Annotated in this window: 13 protein-coding genes, 1 tRNA gene and 1 pseudogene; 11 read left to right on the forward strand and 4 right to left on the reverse strand. The window is 62.2% G+C overall.

Features of this window, described 5'->3' with window-relative positions; translation table 11 throughout:
- Positions 1–24 precede the first annotated feature (24 nt).
- Both OB916_RS06120 and OB916_RS06125 read right to left on the reverse strand, forming a co-directional pair.
- Complete coding sequence (locus OB916_RS06120; RefSeq protein ID WP_315908405.1) at positions 25–480, reverse strand: OsmC family protein; 456 nt, start codon at positions 478–480, stop codon at positions 25–27.
- Positions 481–749: 269 nt separating this feature from the next.
- Positions 750–929, reverse strand: a complete 180-nt coding sequence (locus OB916_RS06125) for a DUF7331 family protein (RefSeq protein WP_315908406.1) — start codon at positions 927–929, stop codon at positions 750–752.
- 108 nt (positions 930–1,037) lie between these two features.
- Between OB916_RS06125 and OB916_RS06130 the strand changes: the two genes are divergently transcribed.
- Positions 1,038–6,329, forward strand: a complete 5,292-nt coding sequence (locus OB916_RS06130) for a DNA polymerase domain-containing protein (RefSeq protein WP_315908407.1) — start codon at positions 1,038–1,040, stop codon at positions 6,327–6,329.
- Between the two features lie 12 nt (positions 6,330–6,341).
- On the opposite strand, the gene OB916_RS06135 is transcribed toward OB916_RS06130, so the two are convergent.
- Positions 6,342–6,599 (reverse strand): DUF5789 family protein, encoded by a 258-nt coding sequence (locus OB916_RS06135; RefSeq protein WP_315908408.1) that lies wholly within the window; start codon positions 6,597–6,599, stop codon positions 6,342–6,344.
- Between the two features lie 208 nt (positions 6,600–6,807).
- On the opposite strand from OB916_RS06135, the gene sufC reads away from it, so the two are divergent.
- Genes sufC through sufD form a run of 3 tightly spaced genes read left to right on the forward strand, consistent with a single transcriptional unit; the run spans position 6,808 to position 10,421 of the window.
- Positions 6,808–7,719, forward strand: coding sequence for a Fe-S cluster assembly ATPase SufC (gene sufC / locus OB916_RS06140; RefSeq protein WP_315908409.1), 912 nt, complete (start codon positions 6,808–6,810; stop codon positions 7,717–7,719).
- Positions 7,720–7,769: 50 nt separating this feature from the next.
- Entirely contained in the window at positions 7,770–9,194 is a 1,425-nt protein-coding gene (sufB, locus tag OB916_RS06145; protein WP_315908410.1) for a Fe-S cluster assembly protein SufB, read from the forward strand.
- A 15-nt stretch (positions 9,195–9,209) separates the two neighbouring features.
- Positions 9,210–10,421, forward strand: a complete 1,212-nt coding sequence (sufD, locus tag OB916_RS06150) for a Fe-S cluster assembly protein SufD (RefSeq protein WP_315908411.1) — start codon at positions 9,210–9,212, stop codon at positions 10,419–10,421.
- Positions 10,422–10,693: 272 nt separating this feature from the next.
- Here the strand turns inward: sufD and OB916_RS06155 are convergent.
- A tRNA-Asp gene (locus tag OB916_RS06155) sits at positions 10,694–10,766 on the reverse strand.
- A 305-nt stretch (positions 10,767–11,071) separates the two neighbouring features.
- On the opposite strand from OB916_RS06155, the gene OB916_RS06160 reads away from it, so the two are divergent.
- From OB916_RS06160 to OB916_RS06190, 7 genes and pseudogenes are all read left to right on the forward strand, one after another.
- Entirely contained in the window at positions 11,072–11,299 is a 228-nt protein-coding gene (locus OB916_RS06160) for a DNA-directed RNA polymerase subunit H (RefSeq protein ID WP_229111019.1), read from the forward strand.
- A 2-nt stretch (positions 11,300–11,301) separates the two neighbouring features.
- Entirely contained in the window at positions 11,302–12,870 is a 1,569-nt protein-coding gene (locus OB916_RS06165; RefSeq protein ID WP_315908412.1) for a DNA-directed RNA polymerase subunit B'', read from the forward strand.
- Between the two features lie 3 nt (positions 12,871–12,873).
- On the forward strand, positions 12,874–14,700 hold the full coding sequence (gene rpoB, locus OB916_RS06170; protein WP_315908413.1) for a DNA-directed RNA polymerase subunit B: 1,827 nt from the start codon (positions 12,874–12,876) through the stop codon (positions 14,698–14,700).
- 3 nt (positions 14,701–14,703) lie between these two features.
- Positions 14,704–17,619 (forward strand): DNA-directed RNA polymerase subunit A', encoded by a 2,916-nt coding sequence (locus OB916_RS06175; protein ID WP_315908414.1) that lies wholly within the window; start codon positions 14,704–14,706, stop codon positions 17,617–17,619.
- Positions 17,619–17,888, forward strand: a pseudogene (locus tag OB916_RS17080) (hypothetical protein); the annotation flags it as partial. The gene OB916_RS06175 and the pseudogene OB916_RS17080, both read left to right, overlap by 1 nt.
- Entirely contained in the window at positions 17,880–19,454 is a 1,575-nt protein-coding gene (gene rpoA2, locus OB916_RS17000; protein WP_390884042.1) for a DNA-directed RNA polymerase subunit A'', read from the forward strand. The pseudogene OB916_RS17080 and the gene rpoA2, both read left to right, overlap by 9 nt.
- A gap of 1 nt (position 19,455) precedes the next feature.
- Positions 19,456–19,881: a NusA-like transcription termination signal-binding factor gene (locus tag OB916_RS06190; RefSeq protein ID WP_315908415.1), complete on the forward strand. Its 426-nt coding sequence runs from the start codon at positions 19,456–19,458 to the stop codon at positions 19,879–19,881.
- Positions 19,882–19,946: the final 65 nt, after the last annotated feature.

Here is a 19,946-nt window from a genome sequence, read left to right on the forward strand (position 1 = left end):
CTTAGCGCCTGCATTCAGCTAATTTCACGTGGAAGTGTCGACCGTGACCTCGGTCGGCGTCGGGTTCGCGATGTTGTCACCGACGGGACAGCGCTCTTCGACGGCCGCAGCGAACGCATCCAGGGCCGCTTGATCCGCGTCGGACTCGATTTCGACGTCGACCCGCAACTCCCGGTATCCGGCTCTCCCGTCGTCGGTAACACCGAGGAACTTTCTGGGGTCGAGATCGCCCTCGATTTCGATCTCGACGTCACCGACATCGATCTCGTACTCTTCGCCGACGGTGTGCACGACGACGTTGAGACAGCCTGCCCACGCCCCAATGAGATACTCGACGGGATTCGGCCCGTCGTTCGTTCCCCCGAGTTCGGCGGGCTCGTCGACGACGAACTCGAATTCGCGCGCCTCGACGACAGTTTTCGTTTCGCTCTCACTCGCGGCCGAAACCGCGAACCGTTCGATGTGGTCTGCTTCGCTCATCGAGTTGATCGATGTGGCCCGCTATATTCAGACGATTGCTAGTGGCCGGATGTGCCGCTCTCCGTGACACCGTCAACCGCGCTTTCGTTTGTAGATCGGGGCCGCTGGATCGTACTGACCCCGTACGGTGTCGAAAAACGGGCTCGCTCGTTTCGGCAAGAATTGTGATCCACAGACTACGCTCGTTGCTCCCATACTGGCGGCTATACCGTTTCGAAGTGATTCGATATGACGGCGTGAATGCCTTCACCGACGTACAGCCACCAGTATCAGGTGGCGTCCTCTAGCGCGACCGCCGAATCCGATTCGATCCATGCGATGGGGTTCTCCGCGTCGTAGAAGACTACGTTTCCGCTGTCCTCGTAGGCCTCGATTGTCTCCGCGCCGGTCATCGTCTCGGGAGTTGCCGCACGATCCGACTCACCTGCTGCGTTGACGCGGTTCGACATGACTTCAGAATCTGGTATGACACCCCATACCAAAAGTCTTGTCCATCCGTCAGAGATTGCCAGCCCGACCGTCGGTGTTTTTAGGCGCCCTGCCAAAGTGGGGACAACATGAGTGAGGGCGAGCAGACGGGTCTGTCGGCGTTCGGAGAAAGCGGGACGGGCCGGCCCGAGGACGAAGCGGCGGCAGTCGCTGGCGCGGAGAGCATCGCCGCTGACGTCGTCGACGCCGAAGAGTTCCGGTATCCTGACGCCGGGGGCACCGTCGAACTCTCGGTGACGCAGGTCGATTACACGGTCGAGGGCTCCGGTGACGGGGAGTTCCCTGTCGTCCACGTGTTCGGTCGCACGCCGGGCGATCGGGAACTGATCCACGTCGAGGTCTACGAGTTCAGACCGTACTTTTACGCGCCGACTGCGAATCTGGACTTCGACGACTTGCGGTCTCGCGACCGGATCACTGGCTGGGAGACCGGCTACGAGTCGATCCGGGGCGAGAATCTGACGAAGATCTTCGGACAGACGCCGCGGGACGTCGGGCAGATCCGTGACGAGTTCGACCACTACGAGGCGGACATCCTCTTCCCCGATCGGCTGTTGATCGACAAGGACATCACGAGCGGGGTCCGCGTGCCAGATCGCCGCACCGACGAGAACGCAGACGGGCACCGGATCCGCGTCCCACACGACGAGATCGAGGCCGTCGACCTCGACGCCGAGCCGCGCGTCTCGACGTTCGACATCGAGGTCGACGATCGCTCGGGGTTCCCCGAGGTGGGTGAGGAGCCGATCATCTGTATTGCGAGCCACGACTCCTATCGCGACGAGTACGTTCTCTGGCTGTACGACGCCGGCGAAGGAGCCGAAGTTCCGGACCTGCTCGACGAGTACGCGCCGCTGGAAGACGACGACCTCGACGCCGACATCCGGGTCTTCGAGGAGGAGCCGGCCATGCTGGAGGCGTTCGTCTCTTACATTGTGGACACCGACCCGGACATCTTGACTGGCTGGAACTTCGCCGACTTCGACGCGCCGTATCTCATCGACCGACTGGAGATCCTCGATCCGACGACCGACCACGATCTGGACTACAACCGTCTCTCGCGAGTGAACGAGGTCTGGCAGAGCGACTGGCAGGGTCCGGACATCAAGGGTCGGGTGGTCTTCGACCTCCTGCGGGCGTACAAGCGGACGCAGTTCACGGAACTGGAATCCTACCGGCTCGAGGCGGTCGGCGAGGAGGAACTCGGCGCCGGCAAGGAGACCTACACCGGCGACATCGGCGACCTCTGGGAGGAAGACCCCGAACGCCTGCTGGAGTACAACCTCCGGGACGTCGAACTCTGCGTGGAACTGGACCGCAAACAGGAGATCATCGCCTTCTTCGAGGAGATCGCTTCCTTCGTCGGCTGCCGGCTCGAAGACGCACCCACGCCCGGCGACGCCGTCGACATGTACGTCCTCCACAAGGCCCACGGCCGCTTTGCGCTGCCCTCGAAGGGTACGGTCGAATCCGGTGAGGAGTTCGAGGGCGGTGCGGTCTTCGATCCGATCACTGGTGTCAAGGAGATGGTCTCGGTGCTGGACCTGAAGAGCCTCTATCCGATGTGTATGGTGACGATCAACGCATCGCCGGAGACGAAAGTCGATCCCGAGCTCTACGACGGGGATACCTTCGTCGCGCCCAACGGCCAGCACTTCCGCAAGGAGCCTGACGGGATCGTCCGCGAGATGGTCACGGAGCTCCTATCAGAGCGGGAAGAAAAGAAGGAACTTCGGAATCAGCACGATCCGGGCACTCCAGAGTACGAACAGTACGATCGACAACAGGGAAGTGTAAAGGTCGTTATGAACTGCTTCACGCCGGACACAGAGGTGGTAACCCCGGACGGCGTTCGGAACGTCCGTGAGCTTGACGTGGGCGATGACGTGTACTCGATCGACCCGGATACGCTGGAGATGGAGGTCAAGCCGGTCACCGAGACGTGGGAATACCCCGACTATGACGGCGAACTGGTCGACATCGTGACCGACAAGATAGATTTCAGCGTTACGCCGAACCACCGGATGCTCGTACGGAAGGCGGAAGCGAACGGGATCACCTGGGACGAAGACGACTATCGCTTTGTCGAAGCCGGGGAACTCGATCGGGCGACGAACTATCAGTTACCTCACGACTGGACGGGACCGGCGGGCGAGCGGATCGACGAAGTCGACCTCACAGAGTTCTATGACGGCGAGTACGAGGTCTGGGCGGACAACGACGTGCACGGGCACACGCTGGCTGCCGAAATCGGCTACTATCCAGACAAGGTGCAGAAGGCCGACGAGGGAACGACCGGATACGTCTTCGACGATGACGAGTTCGAAGAGAACCGTGCATACCTCGAGGGCGCGTGTTCGACGTTTTACGTCCACACAGAGGCCAATCGCAAGTGGATTCCGCGCCGGTACGACGGTGACGACTTCCTCGAATTGCTGGCCTGGTATATCACCGAAGGATCGGTCTACACGTTTGAGGACAAACAGTTCGGCGAGAAATTCCGCGGTTCCGCGACGACGGTCTCGATTGCACAGGACGCACAGGCGATCACCGACGGAGGAGACAGCGGCCGTACTGGCGGTGCACGAGACGACCACGCGGCGATCGGGGAACTGCTCGACCGGATGGGCTTCGACTACCACGTCGACGAAAATGGCTATCAGTTCACGTCGCGGCTCCTCGGCGATCTGCTGGAAGAGATCGCCGGCGAAGATAGCTTCAGCAAGCGGATCCCGGAGTTCGTGTTCGAGGCGAGTCGCGACCAGAAGCGGCGCTTTCTCGAGACGCTCATCGCTGGCGACGGTGATTGGCAGGTCAATTCCTGGCGATACAGCACGGCGAGTGAGCAATTGCGGGACGACGTGCTCCGACTGTGTGCCCATCTCGGTCTCACTGCGAGTTACAACGAGGACAGCGGCACGTACCGGATCTACGTGACCGAGGATTCGAAGAACACGCTCCGGATGCACCGAAGCGGCACGCGTAGCGAGGCAGAAAACGGTGTGTACAGCGTCACTGTCGAGGATAATCATACCGTCCTCGCAGGTCGAAACGGTAAATTCCAGTGGGTCGGGCAGTCGCTGTACGGCGTTTCGGGGTGGGATCGGTTTCGCCTGTACGACAAGGACAACGCCGCTGCCGTGACAGCTACTGGTCGGTCCGTCATCGAGCATACTGAGAATGCTGTAGAAAACCTCGACTACGAGGTCGCCTACGGGGACAGTGTGACGGGCGACCGCCCTGTAGTTGTTCGCGACCCGGACGGACGGGTGCGGATTCTACCGATCGAGGACCTCTTCGAGCGTGGTGAACGTCTCGCTGACGCAGACGTTCGAATCACGGCCGACGGCGGTGATGTCGCTACTGCTGAACCTGGAAAGGACCGTCGCCAACTCGACGGCTGGGAAGCGCTGTCGCTGAGCGACACCGGTGATCCGGAATGGCAATCGATCGAGCAGGCGATCCGCCATGAGACAGGCGAAACAGTCGTCACCTTGCAGCACAAGTTCGGAGAGTCGACGACGACACACGATCACTCGTATGTCGTCGAAGACGGCGACGAATACGTCGAAGCCGCGCCGAGCGATGTCGAAGAACCGCTTCGGATCCCTGGCCTTCCATCGGTCGATACTGTCGGGACAATCGACACGTACGAGGTGCTCGATGGCTACACACGAACGTACGAGGACGGCCGGAGTGTCGGGAAGGACGAAGCAACGACCAAGACAAATCGCGTACACGCAGACGACGACTGTGTCTGGTTCGGTCACGAACATCAGCGAGATCAGGATAAAACGGTCACCGTCCAGCGATATATCGATGTCGACAGTGCAGACGGTCGATCGCTGATTCGGTTGCTTGCAGCATATATTGCTGAGGGGAGTGCTTCGACGACCGAAACGACGGACAGCCGGTTCGGGGCTAGCATCGCGGAATCCCGCCACGAGTGGCTCGAACAATTACAGTCCGACTACCATCGGCTGTTCGACAACACGTCTGCGAGTATCATCGATAGCGATTCCCGGGACGAGCGCACCGCGGCATACGATGCGAACAACGGGACACAGACGACGTACAACGACCGGACGAAGAAACTCCAGATGATGAACGAACTCGCGGCGGTGTTCTTCCGTGAGTTTGCCGGACAGACCTCTCGTGGGAAGCGGATCCCATCGTTTGTGCATCATCTGCCCGACGACGAACAGCAACTGTTCCTCGATATTCTCGTCGAAGGCGATGGGTCCAGGGAGTTCCTGCGATCTTCCGAGGAGTACGCGACCGAGAACTTCGATTACGAAACGACGAGTCGGGAGCTCGCAGCCGGGCTCTCGATGTTGCTGACACAGCGAGGCAAAAAACACTCGTTCAAGTACCGCGAGGAGAAAGACAGCTATACGATCCGTACGTGCCAGTTTTATCGCTCCGGCCGTGATCCAGTCCTCCGCGAGCAGGACTACGACGAATACGTATACGACCTCAGCGTTGCGAACAACGACAATTTCGTCGACGGAGTCGGGGGCATCGTCCTCCACAACACCGACTCCGTCATGATAAGCCTTGGACAGGACATCTCGGTCGAGGACGCGATCACCCAGAGCTTCGACATCGAGGAGGCGATCAACGCTTCCTACGACGAGTTCGCTCGCGAGCAGTTGAACGCAGAGGACCACCGCTTCAAGATCGAGTTCGAGAAGCTCTACCGGCGGTTCTTTCAGGCCGGCAAGAAGAAACGTTACGCCGGTCACATCGTCTGGAAGGAAGGCAAGGAGGTCGACGACGTCGACATCACCGGCTTCGAGTACCAGCGCTCGGACATCGCGGAGATCACCAAGGAGGTCCAGCTGGAGGTGCTGGAGATGATCGTCAAGGAAGGCGACATCGACGGGGTGAGTGACTATCTTCACGAGGTCATCGAAGACTTCCTGGTGGGGAACATGAACTACGAGAAGGTCGCCATCCCGGGCGGGATCGGCAAGCGCCTGGACAACTACGACACCGACACCGCCCAGGTCCGCGGCGCGAAGTACGCCAACCTCCTGTTGGGGACGAACTTCCAGCGCGGGAGCAAACCCAAACGGCTGTACCTGAAGAAGGTCCACCCGGACTTCTTCGAGCGCGTCGAAGCGGAGACGGGACTCGATCCGGCCGAGGATCCGCTCTACGGAGCGTTCAAGCGCGACCCGGACGTGATCTGTTTCGAGTACGGAGAGCAGATCCCCGAGGAGTTCGAGATCGACTGGGAGAAGATGCTCGAAAAGACGCTCAAGGGACCGATCTCCCGCGTGATCGAGCCGCTCGGGATCTCCTGGGACGAGGTCAAGAGCGGGCAGGAACAGACCGGGCTCGGGCAGTTCATGTGAGCAGCTACGTGCTCAAGCGTCGCCCTCCGACTGGAAGGGTTCGCCGACCGCGCGCCGCGGGAGATGGGTGTACAACTCGGTGACCAGTTCCTCGACCGTATCGAACGTCTCCGCGTGTGAGCGGCCGATCGTTTCACCGAACGAGACGGTCCCGTCGGCCAGTTCGAGCGTCACGTCCGCGAACGCGCGCTCGGCCTGTACTCTCGTCAGCGGCAAGTCCTGTGGATCGATCGCCGTCTCGACGTCTTTCAGCCTCACTGAATCCTCCATCAACGATCAGTAGCTTTCGGCCGATATAAGTGTTCCTCTGGTTTCGTGGAAAAGTGACGTTTTAGATCCTCTGAGGCCGAAATAGCACAGAAACCGTAACACGGAACTTCGATCATCACAAACAAAATTTTGGGTAAGGGGAAACAGATTGTTCAGGAATGCGAAAGGGTTATGGGGTCGACGGCCCCATTTTCGGTTGACCTAGACCATGGCAGTACTCGAGATTTCGAATCTGCACGCAGAAGTCGCAGAAGACGGCGGCGAGACGATCCTGGAAGGGGTCGATCTCGAAGTCGAGTCGGGGGAGATTCACGCGCTGATGGGACCCAACGGGAGCGGGAAGTCCACCACGGCGAAGATCATCGCCGGCCATCCCGCCTACGAGGTGACCGAGGGTGAGGTGTTGATCCACCTGGACGAAGACGAGTTCGGCGAAGACTTCGAGATCCCCGAGGACATGCGCACCTGGAACCTGCTCGATCTGGAACCTAACGAGCGCGCCGCGCTCGGCGTCTTCCTCGGCTTCCAGTATCCCGCCGAGATTGAGGGTGTCACGATGGTGAACTTCCTTCGGACGGCACTCAACGCCAAGCTCGAAGAGCGCGAGGAGCTGTTCGAGGACGAGGAAGACGTCGAAGACGAGGACGAGGACGTCGGCTACGAGACCTCGCCGATGGAAGGACCAGCCGACGAGGGCGAGATCGGCGTTGCCGAGTTCCAGCAGCTCCTCCAGGAGAAGATGGAACAGCTGGACATGGACGAGAAGTTCGCCAATCGGTACCTCAACGCTGGCTTCTCCGGCGGGGAGAAGAAACAGAACGAGGTCCTGCAGGCCGCGATCCTGGAGCCGTCGATCGCCGTGCTGGACGAGATCGACTCCGGGCTCGACATCGACCGCCTGCAGGACGTCTCGAAGGGGATCAACGCCCTGCGAGACGAGCAGGGTGCCGGAATCCTCCAGATCACCCACTACCAGCGGATTCTCGACTACGTCGAGCCCGACCACGTCCACGTGATGCTCGACGGCGAGATCGCGATGAGCGGCGGCCCCGAACTGGCCGAGAAGCTCGAAGACAAGGGCTACGACTGGGTCCGCGAGGAAGTCTACAGCGCCGCGTAACCATAACAAGCTAGAGAAAGACCCTACCGTAAGGAGACAAATTAACACACATGAGTTCAGACGACCTCAAAGACACCGACACCGAGGCTCGCTTCGAGTTCAAGAAGGAGGAAAACTCCGCCTTCGAGACCGAGAAGGGCCTCACCGAGGAGACCGTCCGGGTCATCTCGGAGGACAAAGACGAACCCGAGTGGATGCTCGAGCGCCGCCTTCGAGCACTCGAACAGTTCCAACAGATGCCGATGCCGACCGACTGGCCCGGCCAGCCGGACCTCTCCGAGGTGGACATCGACAAGATCGTCCCCTACATCCGCCCCGATATCGAGACTCGCGGCGGCGCCGAGTCCTGGGAGGACCTCCCGGAAGAGATCAAAGACACCTTCGACAAGCTGGGCATTCCCGAAGCCGAGAAGAACGCCCTCTCGGGCGTCGGCGCCCAGTACGAGTCCGAGATCGTCTACCAGAACATGCAGGAACGCTGGGAGGAGAAGGGTGTCATCTTCATGGACATGGACAAGGCCGTCCAGGAGCACCCCGAGCTCGTTCGCGAGCACTTCATGACGAAGTGCGTTCCCCCGAGCGACAACAAGTTCGCTGCCCTGCACGGTGCGGTCTGGTCCGGCGGGAGCTTCGTCTACATCCCGGAGGACACGACCGTCGAGATGCCCGTCCAGGCGTACTTCCGGATGAACTCCGAGGGGATGGGCCAGTTCGAGCACACGCTCATCATCGCCGAGGACAACGCCGAAGTCCACTACATCGAGGGCTGTTCGGCCCCCCAGTACGCCGAGTTCAACCTCCACAGCGGTGGCGTCGAGGTGTTCGTCGGCGAAGGCGCACATGTCCAGTACTCGACGGTCCAGAACTGGTCGAAAAACACCTACAACCTCAACACCAAACGCGCCATCGTCGAGGCCGACGGCCGCATGGAGTGGGTGTCCGGCTCGATGGGTTCGAAGGCGACGATGCTGTACCCGGCGACAATCCTCAAGGGTCCCGGCGCGACTGACAACCACATCACCATCGCGTTCGCGGGCGAGGGCCAGAATATCGACACCGGCGCGAAGGTCTATCACAACGCCCCGAACACGAACTCGACGATCGAGTCGAAGTCGATTAGCAAGGACGGCGGCCGCACCAACTACCGCGGTCTCGTGCACATCAGCGACGGCGCCGAGAACTCCAAGACGAACGTCGAGTGTGACGCGCTGATGTTCGATAACGAGTCGACGTCGGACACGATGCCGTACATGGAGATCCAGGAGAGCAAAGTCGACGTCGCCCACGAGGCGACCGTCGGCAAGATCGGCGATGAGGACGTCTTCTATCTGCAGTCTCGCGGCCTGGACGACGACGACGCAAAGCAGATGATCGTCGCCGGCTTCATCGAGCCGATCACCGAGGAACTGCCCATCGAATACGCGGTCGAACTGAACCGTCTCATCGAACTGGAGATGGAGGGTTCGCTCGGGTAATCCCCGGTCGATATCATGAGCACGCAGGTACACGCAAATCTCACCGAGGAACAGGTACGGACGATCAGCGAAGATCTGGACGAGCCCGAGTGGCTGCTGGAGACGCGTCTGGACGCTCTGACGGCGCTCGACGATCTCGACATGCCCAGCGTCATCCGGACGCCGGGTCGCGACTGGACGAACCTCGACGCGCTCGAATACGAACGGATCGTCGATCCGCTCGATCGCGCCCAGGAGAAAGACCGCGTCGAAGCCGAAGGCGTCGACGTGCTGGAGTGGTCCGAGGCACTGGCCGAGCACGGCGACCTGATCGAGGAGACGTTCGGCAGCATCGTCGACCCCCAGCGGGACTACCTCACTGCGCTCTCGACGGCGCTTTTCAGCGCTGGCACGGTCATCTACGTCCCGGAGGGCGTCGACGCGGAAGACGTGAAGATCCGGACGCGGATGAACAGCCAGTCGCTGTTCAACTACACGCTGGTCGTCGCGGAGGAGTCGTCGTCGGTGACGATCCTCGAACGCCAGTCTACTGGCGACGGCGTGGACGGCAACCGCTACTACTCCGGGATCGTTGAAGTCGACGCGCGCGAGAACGCCCACGTCCAGTACGGCGCGCTGCAGAACCTCAGCGAGGAGACGTACAACTTCTCGGTCAAGCGCGGCCATGCCGATACCTACGCCACGGTCAACTGGATCGAGGGCAACATCGGCTCTCGACTGACAAAGACGAGCGTCGAAACGCGCCTGCTGGGCGACTCCAGCGAGTCGAAGATCGTCGGCGCGTTCTTCGGCCACGGGGACCAGCACTTCGATCTGGCCAGCCGTGTCTGGCACGAGGGCGAGCACACTGTCGCCGACCTCGTTACCCGCGGCGTACTGGACGATGAGGCACGCTCGGTCTACGAGGGCGTTCAGGACGTCGGTCGCGAAGCCTGGGACACCTCCTCGTATCAGCGCGAGAACACCCTGATGTTGAGCGACGACAGCGAGGCCGACGCCTCCCCGAAGCTGATCATCAACAACCACGACACCGAGGCCAGCCACTCCGCGACGGTCGGACAGGTCGACGCTGAAGACCTGTTCTACATGACTTCCCGCGGGGTCGACGAGAAACGTGCGACGGACATGCTCGTCGAAGGCTTCTTCGTGCCGGTCATGGAGGAGATCGCGGTCGACGAACTCCGCGAGGACCTGGACGAACTCGTCGTCGAACGACTGCAGCAGTAAATCCCTTTCCTGTCGGACGTTTCCGGCTCGTTGTCTGATCCGTTGCCACTCCCTCGTCGGCGTTTCGTCGACGCAGTGGCTCGCTCCGCTCGCCGTTTGCGTCAACAGAAAGCGCCCGGAGCGGGACTGAGCGATCCGAGTAGGTTCGCGAGGGCCGGGAGACCTCGTCTCCCGGAATTTGAACCGCACGAAGACTCGCTGACGCTCGTCTTCCAGGGTTCAAATCCGCTCTTAGGTATTTGCGGCTCGCGAATTTGCTCGCCGCAAAAGTACGCCCGGAGCGGGATTTGAACCCGCGTCACGACCGTGACAGGGTCGTATGATGGGCCACTACACCATCCGGGCTTGCTGCACTCATCCGTACCGGGGTCCTAGTATTAAGGCTTTCCAAACGAGGGCGCAGTGTGTGGCGTTCACTCACGTCACTCCGGGTGGGTCGCCATGGTCCGAACCGATTCGTAGTCAGGGTGGCCCGTTCGGCTCAGATATACCCAAACACCTTTGTCTGTGGTCCACGTACGCACAGGTACTGTTCGCGGGGTCGCCGATAGCTGTTGCAGGCGGTTTTGGCAAGCGTTAAATGCGTGCCGCCAATATGTGGCTGTAGTATCTCGAACAGCCTTCTCTAGCCGGTCAAACCCCCACCACACATGGTAGACGTAAGCCAACACGAACTCGTCCCGGACCACACCGTCCTCGACAGCGACGAACTCGAGGACGTACTCGCAGAGTACGACATCAAGAAAACCGACCTGCCGAAGATCAAACGCACCGACCCCGCGCTGCCAGACGAGGCCGAGGTCGGCGACGTGATCAAGGTCGAGCGCGATTCGCGAACCACAGACCGAGCGGTCGTCTATCGACTCGTCATCGAGTAAGCATGGATACAGAACAACGCCGAACCATTTCACGGGCATACTTCTCGAAGGATCGACTCGCCGAACACCACTTCCGGTCGTTCAACGCGTTCCTCGAACGCGGCATGCAGGAGGTCGTCGACGAGAAGGCGACCATCGAAACCGATATCGGGGACAAGGAAGGCCAGGAACCCGTCTGGGTCGAACTGGGCGACGTCCGCGTCGTCACGCCCCGGGTTCGGGAGGCCGACGGCTCCGAAGAACTGCTCTACCCCCAGGAAGCCCGGCTGCGGAACATCACCTACGCCGCGCCGGTCTTCATGGAAATGGCGATCGTCAAGGGCGGCGAGGAGGAGGAAGAACGCGTCGTCGACCAGACCGAGACCAAGATCGGCCGCATGCCGATCATGGTCGGCTCGCAGAAGTGCAACATCGCCGGCTTCTCCGAGAAGGAACTGATCGACATCGGTGAGGACCCGGCCGATCCCGGCGGCTACTTCATTGTCAACGGCTCCGAACGCGTGCTGATGACCAGCGAGGACCTCGCGCCGAACAAGATCCTCGCCGAATACGACACCAAATACGGCGACGAGGTTCAGGTCGCAAAGACCTTCTCCCAGCGCCGTGGCTACCGCGCGCTGGTGCTGACCGAGCGTACTCGCGACGGACTGCTTGAAGTGTCGTTCCCCTCTGTCTCGGGCTCGGTCAATTTCGTCACGCTCGTGCGCGCGCTCGGACTGGAATCCGACGAGGAGATCGTCCACCGCGTCAGCGACGACCCCGAGATCGTGAAGTTCATGCTCGAGAATCTGGAGGCCGCCGACGTCCAGACGACCGAGGAAGCCATCGAGAAACTCGGCAAGCGCGTCGCCTCGGGCCAGGGCAAAAACTACCAGCTCAAGCGCGCCAACTACGTCATCGACCGCTATCTCCTGCCGCACCTTCACGAGGAAGGTGTCGACGAAGAGGAGGTTCGGATCAACAAGGCCTACTACCTCTGTCGGATGGCCGAGGCCTGCTTCGAACTGGCGCTGGATCGCCGGGAGTCAGACGACAAGGACCACTATGCCAACAAGCGCCTGAAAGTCTCCGGTGACCTCATGCGAGACCTGTTCCGGACGGCGCTGAACAAGCTGGCGCGCGACGTGAAGTACCAGCTCGAACGCGCCAACATGCGCAACCGCCAGCTCTCCGTTTCCACGGTCGTCCGCTCGGACGTCCTCACGGAACGACTGGAACACCCGCTCGCGACCGGCAACTGGGTCGGTGGCCGTTCGGGCGTCTCTCAGCTCGTTGACCGGACGGACTTCATGGGAGTCCTCTCTCACTTGCGTCGGCTGCGCTCGCCGCTGTCGCGCAGTCAGCCACACTTCGAGGCGCGGGACCTGCACGCGACCCAGTGGGGTCGTATCTGCCCCTCCGAGACGCCGGAGGGTCCGAACTGTGGGCTGGTGAAGAACTTCGCGCAGGCGATGGAGCTCAGTCAGAACATCGAGGACGCACAGAATCTGAAACAGTCGCTCGCCGACATGGGAGTCCAGGGCATCCCCGGCATCGAGAGCATCGAAACACAGCAGCCCGCAGACGATTAAACAATGAGTCAGGGACGCGACGCGAAAGTCTACGTCAACGGAAGTCTGGTCGGGACACATCCCGACCCCGAACAGCTCGCCGAACAGATCCGCCAGGCCCGCCGCCGCGGCGAGGTCAGCGAGATGGTCAACGTTTCGGTCAAAGACCGAACGCGGGAAGTCATCATCAACGCCGACGCCGGTCGTGCACGGCGACCGCTTATCGTCGTCGAGGACGGCGAACCGCTGTTGACCGAGCGCGAGGTCGAACTGCTCGAGGAGGACGAGATCGACTTCCAGGATCTCGTCGACCGGGGCTATATCGAGTTCATCGACGCCGAGGAGGAAGAGGATATCCTCGTCGCTGTCGACCGCGAGGAACTCACTGCGGATCACACGCACCTCGAAGTCGATCCGCAGCTCATCTTCGGGATCGGTGCCGGGATGATCCCCTACCCCGAGCACAACGCGAGCCCGCGCATTACGATGGGGTCGGGGATGATCAAACAGTCGCTGGGACTGCCCAGCGCGAACTACCGGGTCCGACCCGACACCCGTCAACACTTGCTGCACTACCCGCAGCTGTCGATGGTCAAGACCCAGACGACAGAGCAGATCGGCTACGACGAGCGCCCCGCGGCTCAGAACTTCGTCGTCGCCGTCATGAGCTACGAAGGGTTCAACATCGAGGACGCGCTCGTCCTCAACAAGGGCTCGGTCGAGCGTGCGCTGGCTCGCTCGCACTTCTTCCGGACCTACGAGGGTGAGGAGCGACGCTATCCCGGCGGCCAGGAGGATCGCTTCGAGATCCCGGACGACGAGGTCCGGGGCGCTCGCGGCGAGGACGCCTACACCCATCTGGACGAGGACGGTCTGGTCAACCCCGAGACGCGCGTCGACGAGAACGCGGTCCTGCTCGGCAAGACCTCGCCGCCGCGGTTCCTCGAAGAGCCGGACGACATGGGCGGGCTCTCCCCCCAGAAGCGTCGTGAAACGTCGGTAACGATGCGGTCCGGCGAGAGCGGGATCGTCGACACCGTCACCCTGATGGAAGGCGAGGACGGCTCGAAGCTCTCGAAGGTCAAGGTCCGGGACGAACGGATCCCCGAACTCGGGGACAAGTTCGCCTCCCGACACGGCCAGAAGGGTGTCGTCGGCCACATCGCGCCCCAGGAGGACATGCCCTTCACCGAGGAGGGAGTCGTACCGGACCTCATCCTCAACCCCCACGCGCTGCCGTCGCGGATGACCGTCGGACACATCCTCGAGATGATCGGTGGGAAGGTCGGCGCGCTGGAAGGCCGCCGGGTCGACGGGACCGCCTTCACCGGTGAGGACGAGGAGGAACTCCGCGACTCGCTAGAGGAACACGGGTTCGACTCCAGCGGCAAGGAGACCATGTACTCCGGTGTCACTGGCGAGAAGATCGAGGCCGACATCTTCGTCGGCGACATTTTCTACCAGAAGCTCTACCACATGGTCTCGAACAAGATCCACGCCCGCTCGCGCGGACCGGTTCAGGTGCTGACCCGCCAGCCCACGGAGGGTCGCGCCCGCGAAGGTGGTCTGCGCATCGGAGAGATGGAACGGGACGTGTTCATCGGCCACGGCGCGGCGATGACGCTCAAAGAGCGACTGCTCGATGAATCCGACCGGGAGTTCATCCACGTCTGTGCCGAGTGTGGGATGACCGCCGTCGAGGACGTCGAGCAGCGCCGCGTGTACTGCCCCAACTGTGGGGAGGAGACCGACGTCCACGAGATCGAGATGAGCTACGCGTTCAAGCTCCTGCTCGACGAGATGAAAGCACTGGGCATCGCGCCGCGGATCGAACTGGAGGACGCAGTCTAAACCATGTCAGGACACGCACCGAAATCGATCGGGAGTCTCAGTTTCGGGCTGATGGATCCCGAGGAGTATCGCGACATGAGCGCCACGAAGGTCATCACGGCCGACACCTACGACGACGACGGGTTCCCCATCGACATGGGACTGATGGACCCGCGTCTGGGCGTGATCGACCCCGGACTGGAATGCAAGACCTGTGGCAAACACAGCGGCTCGTGTAACGGCCACTTCGGCCACATCGAACTCGCCGCCCCCGTGATCCACGTCGGCTTCTCGAAACTCATCCGCCGACTGCTGCGCGGGACCTGCCGGGAGTGTTCGCGGCTCACCCTCGACGAGAACGAACGCCAGGAGTTCCGCGACCGCCTCGACCGGACGCGCGAGCTCGGTGACGACCTCAACGACGTCACCAAGGCCGCGATCCGCCAGGCTCGCAAGAAGGACTACTGTCCCCACTGTGGCGCGGTGCAGTACGACATCAACCACGAGAAGCCGACGACCTACTACGAGGTCAAGCAGGTGCTCTCCTCGGAGTACCCACAGCGGATCGCCGCCGCGATGGAGCCCGACGAGGAAGACGACGAGCCGGTTTCGCCGCACGACCTGGCCGACGAGACGGGGATCGACGCCGGCCGGATCCAGGAGATCCTCTCCGGTGAGTTCCGTCCTCGCGAGGAGGACCGCCAGGCCATCGAGAAGGCCCTCGACGTCGATCTCACCGAGGAGGACATGGACAAGCTGATGCCCAGTGACATCCGGGACTGGTTCGAAGACATCCCGGACGAGGACCTGGAAGTGCTGGGGATCGATCCCGAGAAGTCCCGTCCGGAGTGGATGATCCTGACCGTCCTCCCCGTGCCACCGGTCACGGCGCGGCCGTCGATCACGCTGGACAACGGCCAGCGCAGCGAGGACGACCTCACGCACAAGCTGGTGGACATCATCCGGATCAACCAGCGGTTCATGGAGAACCGCGAGGCCGGCGCGCCCCAGCTGATCATCGAAGACCTCTGGGAACTGTTGCAGTACCACGTCACCACCTTCATGGACAACGAGATCAGCGGGACGCCGCCCGCCCGACACCGCTCGGGTCGCCCGCTGAAGACCCTCTCCCAGCGCCTGAAGGGCAAGGAAGGCCGCTTCCGTGGCTCGCTGTCCGGCAAGCGTGTCAACTTCTCTGCACGGACGGTCATCTCGCCGGACCCGACGCTCAGCCTCAACGAGGTCGGGGTTCCGGATCGGGTCGCCAAGGAGATGACCCAGACGATGAACGTCACCGAGCGCAACCTCGAAGAGGCGCGTCGGTACGTCCGAAACGGTCCCGAGGGCCATCCCGGCGCGAACTACGTCCGCCGGCCGGACAACCGCCGACTGAAAGTGACCGAGAAGAACTGCGAGGAACTCGCCGAGAAGGTCAAGCCCGGCTGGGAGGTCTCCCGGCACCTCGTCGACGGCGACATCGTGATCTTCAACCGCCAGCCGTCGCTGCACCGGATGTCGATCATGGCTCACGAGGTCGTGGTGATGCCGTACAAGACCTTCCGGCTCAACACCGTCGTCTGCCCGCCGTACAACGCCGACTTCGACGGCGACGAGATGAACATGCACGCGCTGCAAAACGAGGAGGCACGTGCGGAAGCGCGCGTGCTGATGCGCGTCCAGGAGCAGATGCTCAGCCCTCGCTTCGGCGAGAACATCATCGGGGCCATCCAGGACCACATCTCCGCGACGTACCTGCTGACCCACACCAATCCCACCTTCAACGAGACGCAGGCGCTGGACTTGCTGCGGGCGACCAGCGTCGACGAACTGCCGGAACCTGACGGCCACGAGGACGACGGTACGGAATACTGGACCGGCCGGAGCATCTTCTCGGAACTGTTGCCGGACGGACTGGATCTGGAGTTCACCTCCAGCGCCGACGACACGGTCGTCATCGAGGACGGCCAGCACGTCGAAGGGACGATCGACGAGGACGCCGTCGGCGCGTTCGGCGGTGAGATCGTCGACACGATCGCCAAGCAGTACGATCGCACGCGCGCCCGGATCTTCATCAACGAGGTCGGGACGCTCGCGATCCGGACGATCATGCACTTCGGGTTCTCGATCGGGATCGACGACGAGTCCATCCCGCCGGAGGCCCAGGAACAGGTCGACGAGGCGATCGAGAACGCCTACGCACGCGTCGAGGAACTCATCGAGACCTACGAGCGAGGCGAACTCGAATCCCTGCCCGGCCGGACCGTCGATGAGACCCTGGAGATGAAGATCATGCAGACGCTGGGCAAGGCCCGCGACAGCGCGGGTGACATCGCCGAGGACCACTTCGACGACGACAACCCCGCGGTCATCATGGCCGATTCCGGTGCGCGTGGGTCGATGCTGAACCTCACGCAGATGGCCGGTGCAGTCGGCCAGCAGGCAGTCCGCGGCGAGCGGATCAACCGCGGTTACGAGAACCGGACCCTCTCCCATTACCGTCAGAACGACCTGAGTGCGGACGCTCACGGGTTCGTCGAGCACTCCTACCGCGAGGGGCTGGAACCCAAGGAGTTCTTCTTCCACGCGATGGGTGGCCGCGAGGGTCTGGTCGACACGGCAGTCCGGACCTCCAAGTCCGGGTACCTCCAGCGGCGGCTGATCAACGCCCTCTCCGAACTCGAAACGCAATACGACGGGACCGTTCGGGACACCTCGGATACGATTGTCCAGTTCGAGTTCGGCGAGGACGGCACCTCGCCGGTCGAGGTCTCCTCGAGCATGGATGAGGACGCCGTCGACGTCGAGGACATAACCGAGCGGATCCTCGACGAAGAGTTCGCCGACGAGACCGAAAAACAGCAGTTCCTCGGCACCGAGAAGCGACCGACCAACCTCTCTGAGCACGCCGACGACTGGTGGCTCGCGGAGGGTGATGACTGATGAGCGAGACACAATACCACGCCACGGACCGATTCGAGTTCGTCGACGAGGACGTCGAACTCCTCGTCGAGGACACGGATCTGCCGCGACGCCTGAAAAACGAACTGTACGAGACGATCGACGATCGCGGCGGGATGGACCTGGAGGCCGTCGAAGAGGTCGCCTCCGCGGTCGAATCCCGGTACGTCAACACGCGCGTCGATCCGCTGGATCCCGTCGGGACCGTCTCCGCTCAGTCGATCGGGGAACCCGGGACCCAGATGTCCGTTCCATACGACGAGAAAGTTCTCGTCCGGCGCGACGGCGAGACTGACGTTACCGAGATCGGATCGCTGATCGACGGGCTGATGGCTGTGCGAGAGTCCGCCGACGTAGATGGACACGAAGTCACGTCTGGTCCCGAGGGCATGGAAGTGCTCTCGCTTCGAGCCGACGAGCGCGTCGAGTGGAAACCGCTCGAACAGGTAAGTCGCCACGAAGCGCCCGAGGAACTGCTCCGGTTCGAACTCGAATCGGGGCGGTCGATTCGAGCGACCAAAGCTCACTCGTTCGTCGTGCAAGACGACAGCGGTGACATCGTCCCGATCGCCGGTGACGAACTCGCTGTCGGTGACGAACTACCAGTCGCCGGCGAGTACGACGCGCGGGCCGGTGAAGCAGACGTTTCGACGCTGGAAGCCGAGACGGCGCTCACCGATGGAGGCGTTGTCGCTTCGAAAGCATCACAGCAATCGAGTATCGTCGGGACAGCCTCGTGGGACCGCATCGAGTCCATCGAGACCGTCGAGCCGGATCACGAGTACGTCTACGACTTCTCGGTGGCCGGGCTGGAGACGTTCACGACCGCGCAGGGCGTCGTGACCCACAACACGATGAACACGTTCCACTACGCGGGTGTTGCCGAGATCGACGTGACGCAGGGGCTGCCGCGGCTCATCGAGCTGGTGGACGCCCGGAAGACGCCGGACACCCCGATGATGACGGTCCACCTCGAAGACGAGTACGCGACAGAGCGCGAGCGCGCCCACGAGGTCGTCTGGAAGATCGAGGCGACGAAGATCCTCGCGCTGGGGGACATCTCCACCAACGTCGCGGACATGCTCGTCCAGATCGATCTCAACCCCGACACGCTGGCCGAGCGGTGGCCGACCGTCGACGACGTCGAGGCCGTCGCCGAGGAGATCGCCTCGACTATCGAGTCGGCCCTCGGCGTCCAGACCCGCCAGTCGGGGATGCTTATCGAGTTCGGCCCGGAAGAGCCGTCCTATCGCGATCTGCTGCAACTCGTGGAGGACCTCCGGGAGATCGTCTTCAAGGGGATCGAGGACGTCTCCCGCGTCGTCATCCGCAAGGAAGAGACCGAAAAGGGCGAGGAGTTCGTCCTCTACACCGAGGGATCGGCGCTGGGTGACGTGCTGGACATCGAGGGTGTCGATGCCTCCCGGGCGACCTGTAACAACATTCACGAGATATACCGGAACCTCGGAGTCGAGGCCGCTCGCGAGGCGATCATCGACGAGACGATGAACACTCTCGAAGAACAGGGGTTGGACGACGTGAACGTCCGCCACCTGATGCTGGTCGCGGACATCATGACCAACGATGGCGAGATCGAGTCGATCGGCCGCCACGGTATCTCCGGTAGCAAGGACAGCGTCCTCGCCCGGGCGGCGTTCGAGGTGACCGTCTCGCACCTGCTCGACGCCGCCATCCACGGCGAGGTCGACGGCCTCGACGGCGTCACCGAGAACGTCATCGTCGGCAAGCCGATCAAACTCGGCACCGGTGACGTCGATCTGCGGATGAACCCCGGCAAGGGCGGCTCCACGGACTGATATGACGGTCACGCTCAGCGACGAGGCGCGCCAGCTCATCCCGATCATCGAGGACGAGACCGGCGCGACCGTTCGTGATTGCGTGATCGACGCGGAGTTCGATCGCCTGCTCGTGCTTGTGAAAGCCGGCGAGATGGCACAGGCGATCGGCCCCGGCGGCGAGACCGTCCGCACGCTCGAAGACCGCCTCGACCGATCGATCAAGTTCGTCGAAGACGGCCCCACGCCCGAGGACGTCATCGCCAGCGCGCTCGCCCCCGCCGCGGTGTACAACGTCACGATTAGCGAGAACGATGACACCGTCGCCTACGTCGAGGTCGATCAGAACGACACCGGCATCGCGATCGGCAAAGGCGGGCGAAACATCGACGCCGCGCGGACGCTGGCCAAGCGCCATTTCGACATCGACGACGTCGAGTTGACCTGAGCGGGTCGACTGCCGATTCTCCGAGTGGGGCCGTCCCCATACTGTCGGTAACATTTCGGCAGGAT

The organism is Halapricum hydrolyticum (assembly GCF_025517535.1).
Classification (GTDB): Archaea; Halobacteriota; Halobacteria; order Halobacteriales; family Haloarculaceae; genus Halapricum; species Halapricum hydrolyticum.

Coding starts and splice junctions, on each gene's coding strand:
- OB916_RS06190 (WP_315908415.1), top strand. CDS start 19,456: ATGACGGTCACGCTCAGCGACGAGGCGCGCCAGCTCATCCCGATCATC.
- sufC (WP_315908409.1), top strand. CDS start 6,808: ATGGCAGTACTCGAGATTTCGAATCTGCACGCAGAAGTCGCAGAAGAC.
- OB916_RS06160 (WP_229111019.1), top strand. CDS start 11,072: ATGGTAGACGTAAGCCAACACGAACTCGTCCCGGACCACACCGTCCTC.
- sufD (WP_315908411.1), top strand. CDS start 9,210: ATGAGCACGCAGGTACACGCAAATCTCACCGAGGAACAGGTACGGACG.
- OB916_RS06120 (WP_315908405.1), bottom strand. CDS start 480: ATGAGCGAAGCAGACCACATCGAACGGTTCGCGGTTTCGGCCGCGAGT.
- OB916_RS06175 (WP_315908414.1), top strand. CDS start 14,704: ATGTCAGGACACGCACCGAAATCGATCGGGAGTCTCAGTTTCGGGCTG.
- rpoB (WP_315908413.1), top strand. CDS start 12,874: ATGAGTCAGGGACGCGACGCGAAAGTCTACGTCAACGGAAGTCTGGTC.
- rpoA2 (WP_390884042.1), top strand. CDS start 17,880: ATGTCCGTTCCATACGACGAGAAAGTTCTCGTCCGGCGCGACGGCGAG.
- OB916_RS06125 (WP_315908406.1), bottom strand. CDS start 929: ATGTCGAACCGCGTCAACGCAGCAGGTGAGTCGGATCGTGCGGCAACT.
- OB916_RS06135 (WP_315908408.1), bottom strand. CDS start 6,599: ATGGAGGATTCAGTGAGGCTGAAAGACGTCGAGACGGCGATCGATCCA.
- OB916_RS06165 (WP_315908412.1), top strand. CDS start 11,302: ATGGATACAGAACAACGCCGAACCATTTCACGGGCATACTTCTCGAAG.
- sufB (WP_315908410.1), top strand. CDS start 7,770: ATGAGTTCAGACGACCTCAAAGACACCGACACCGAGGCTCGCTTCGAG.
- OB916_RS06130 (WP_315908407.1), top strand. CDS start 1,038: ATGAGTGAGGGCGAGCAGACGGGTCTGTCGGCGTTCGGAGAAAGCGGG.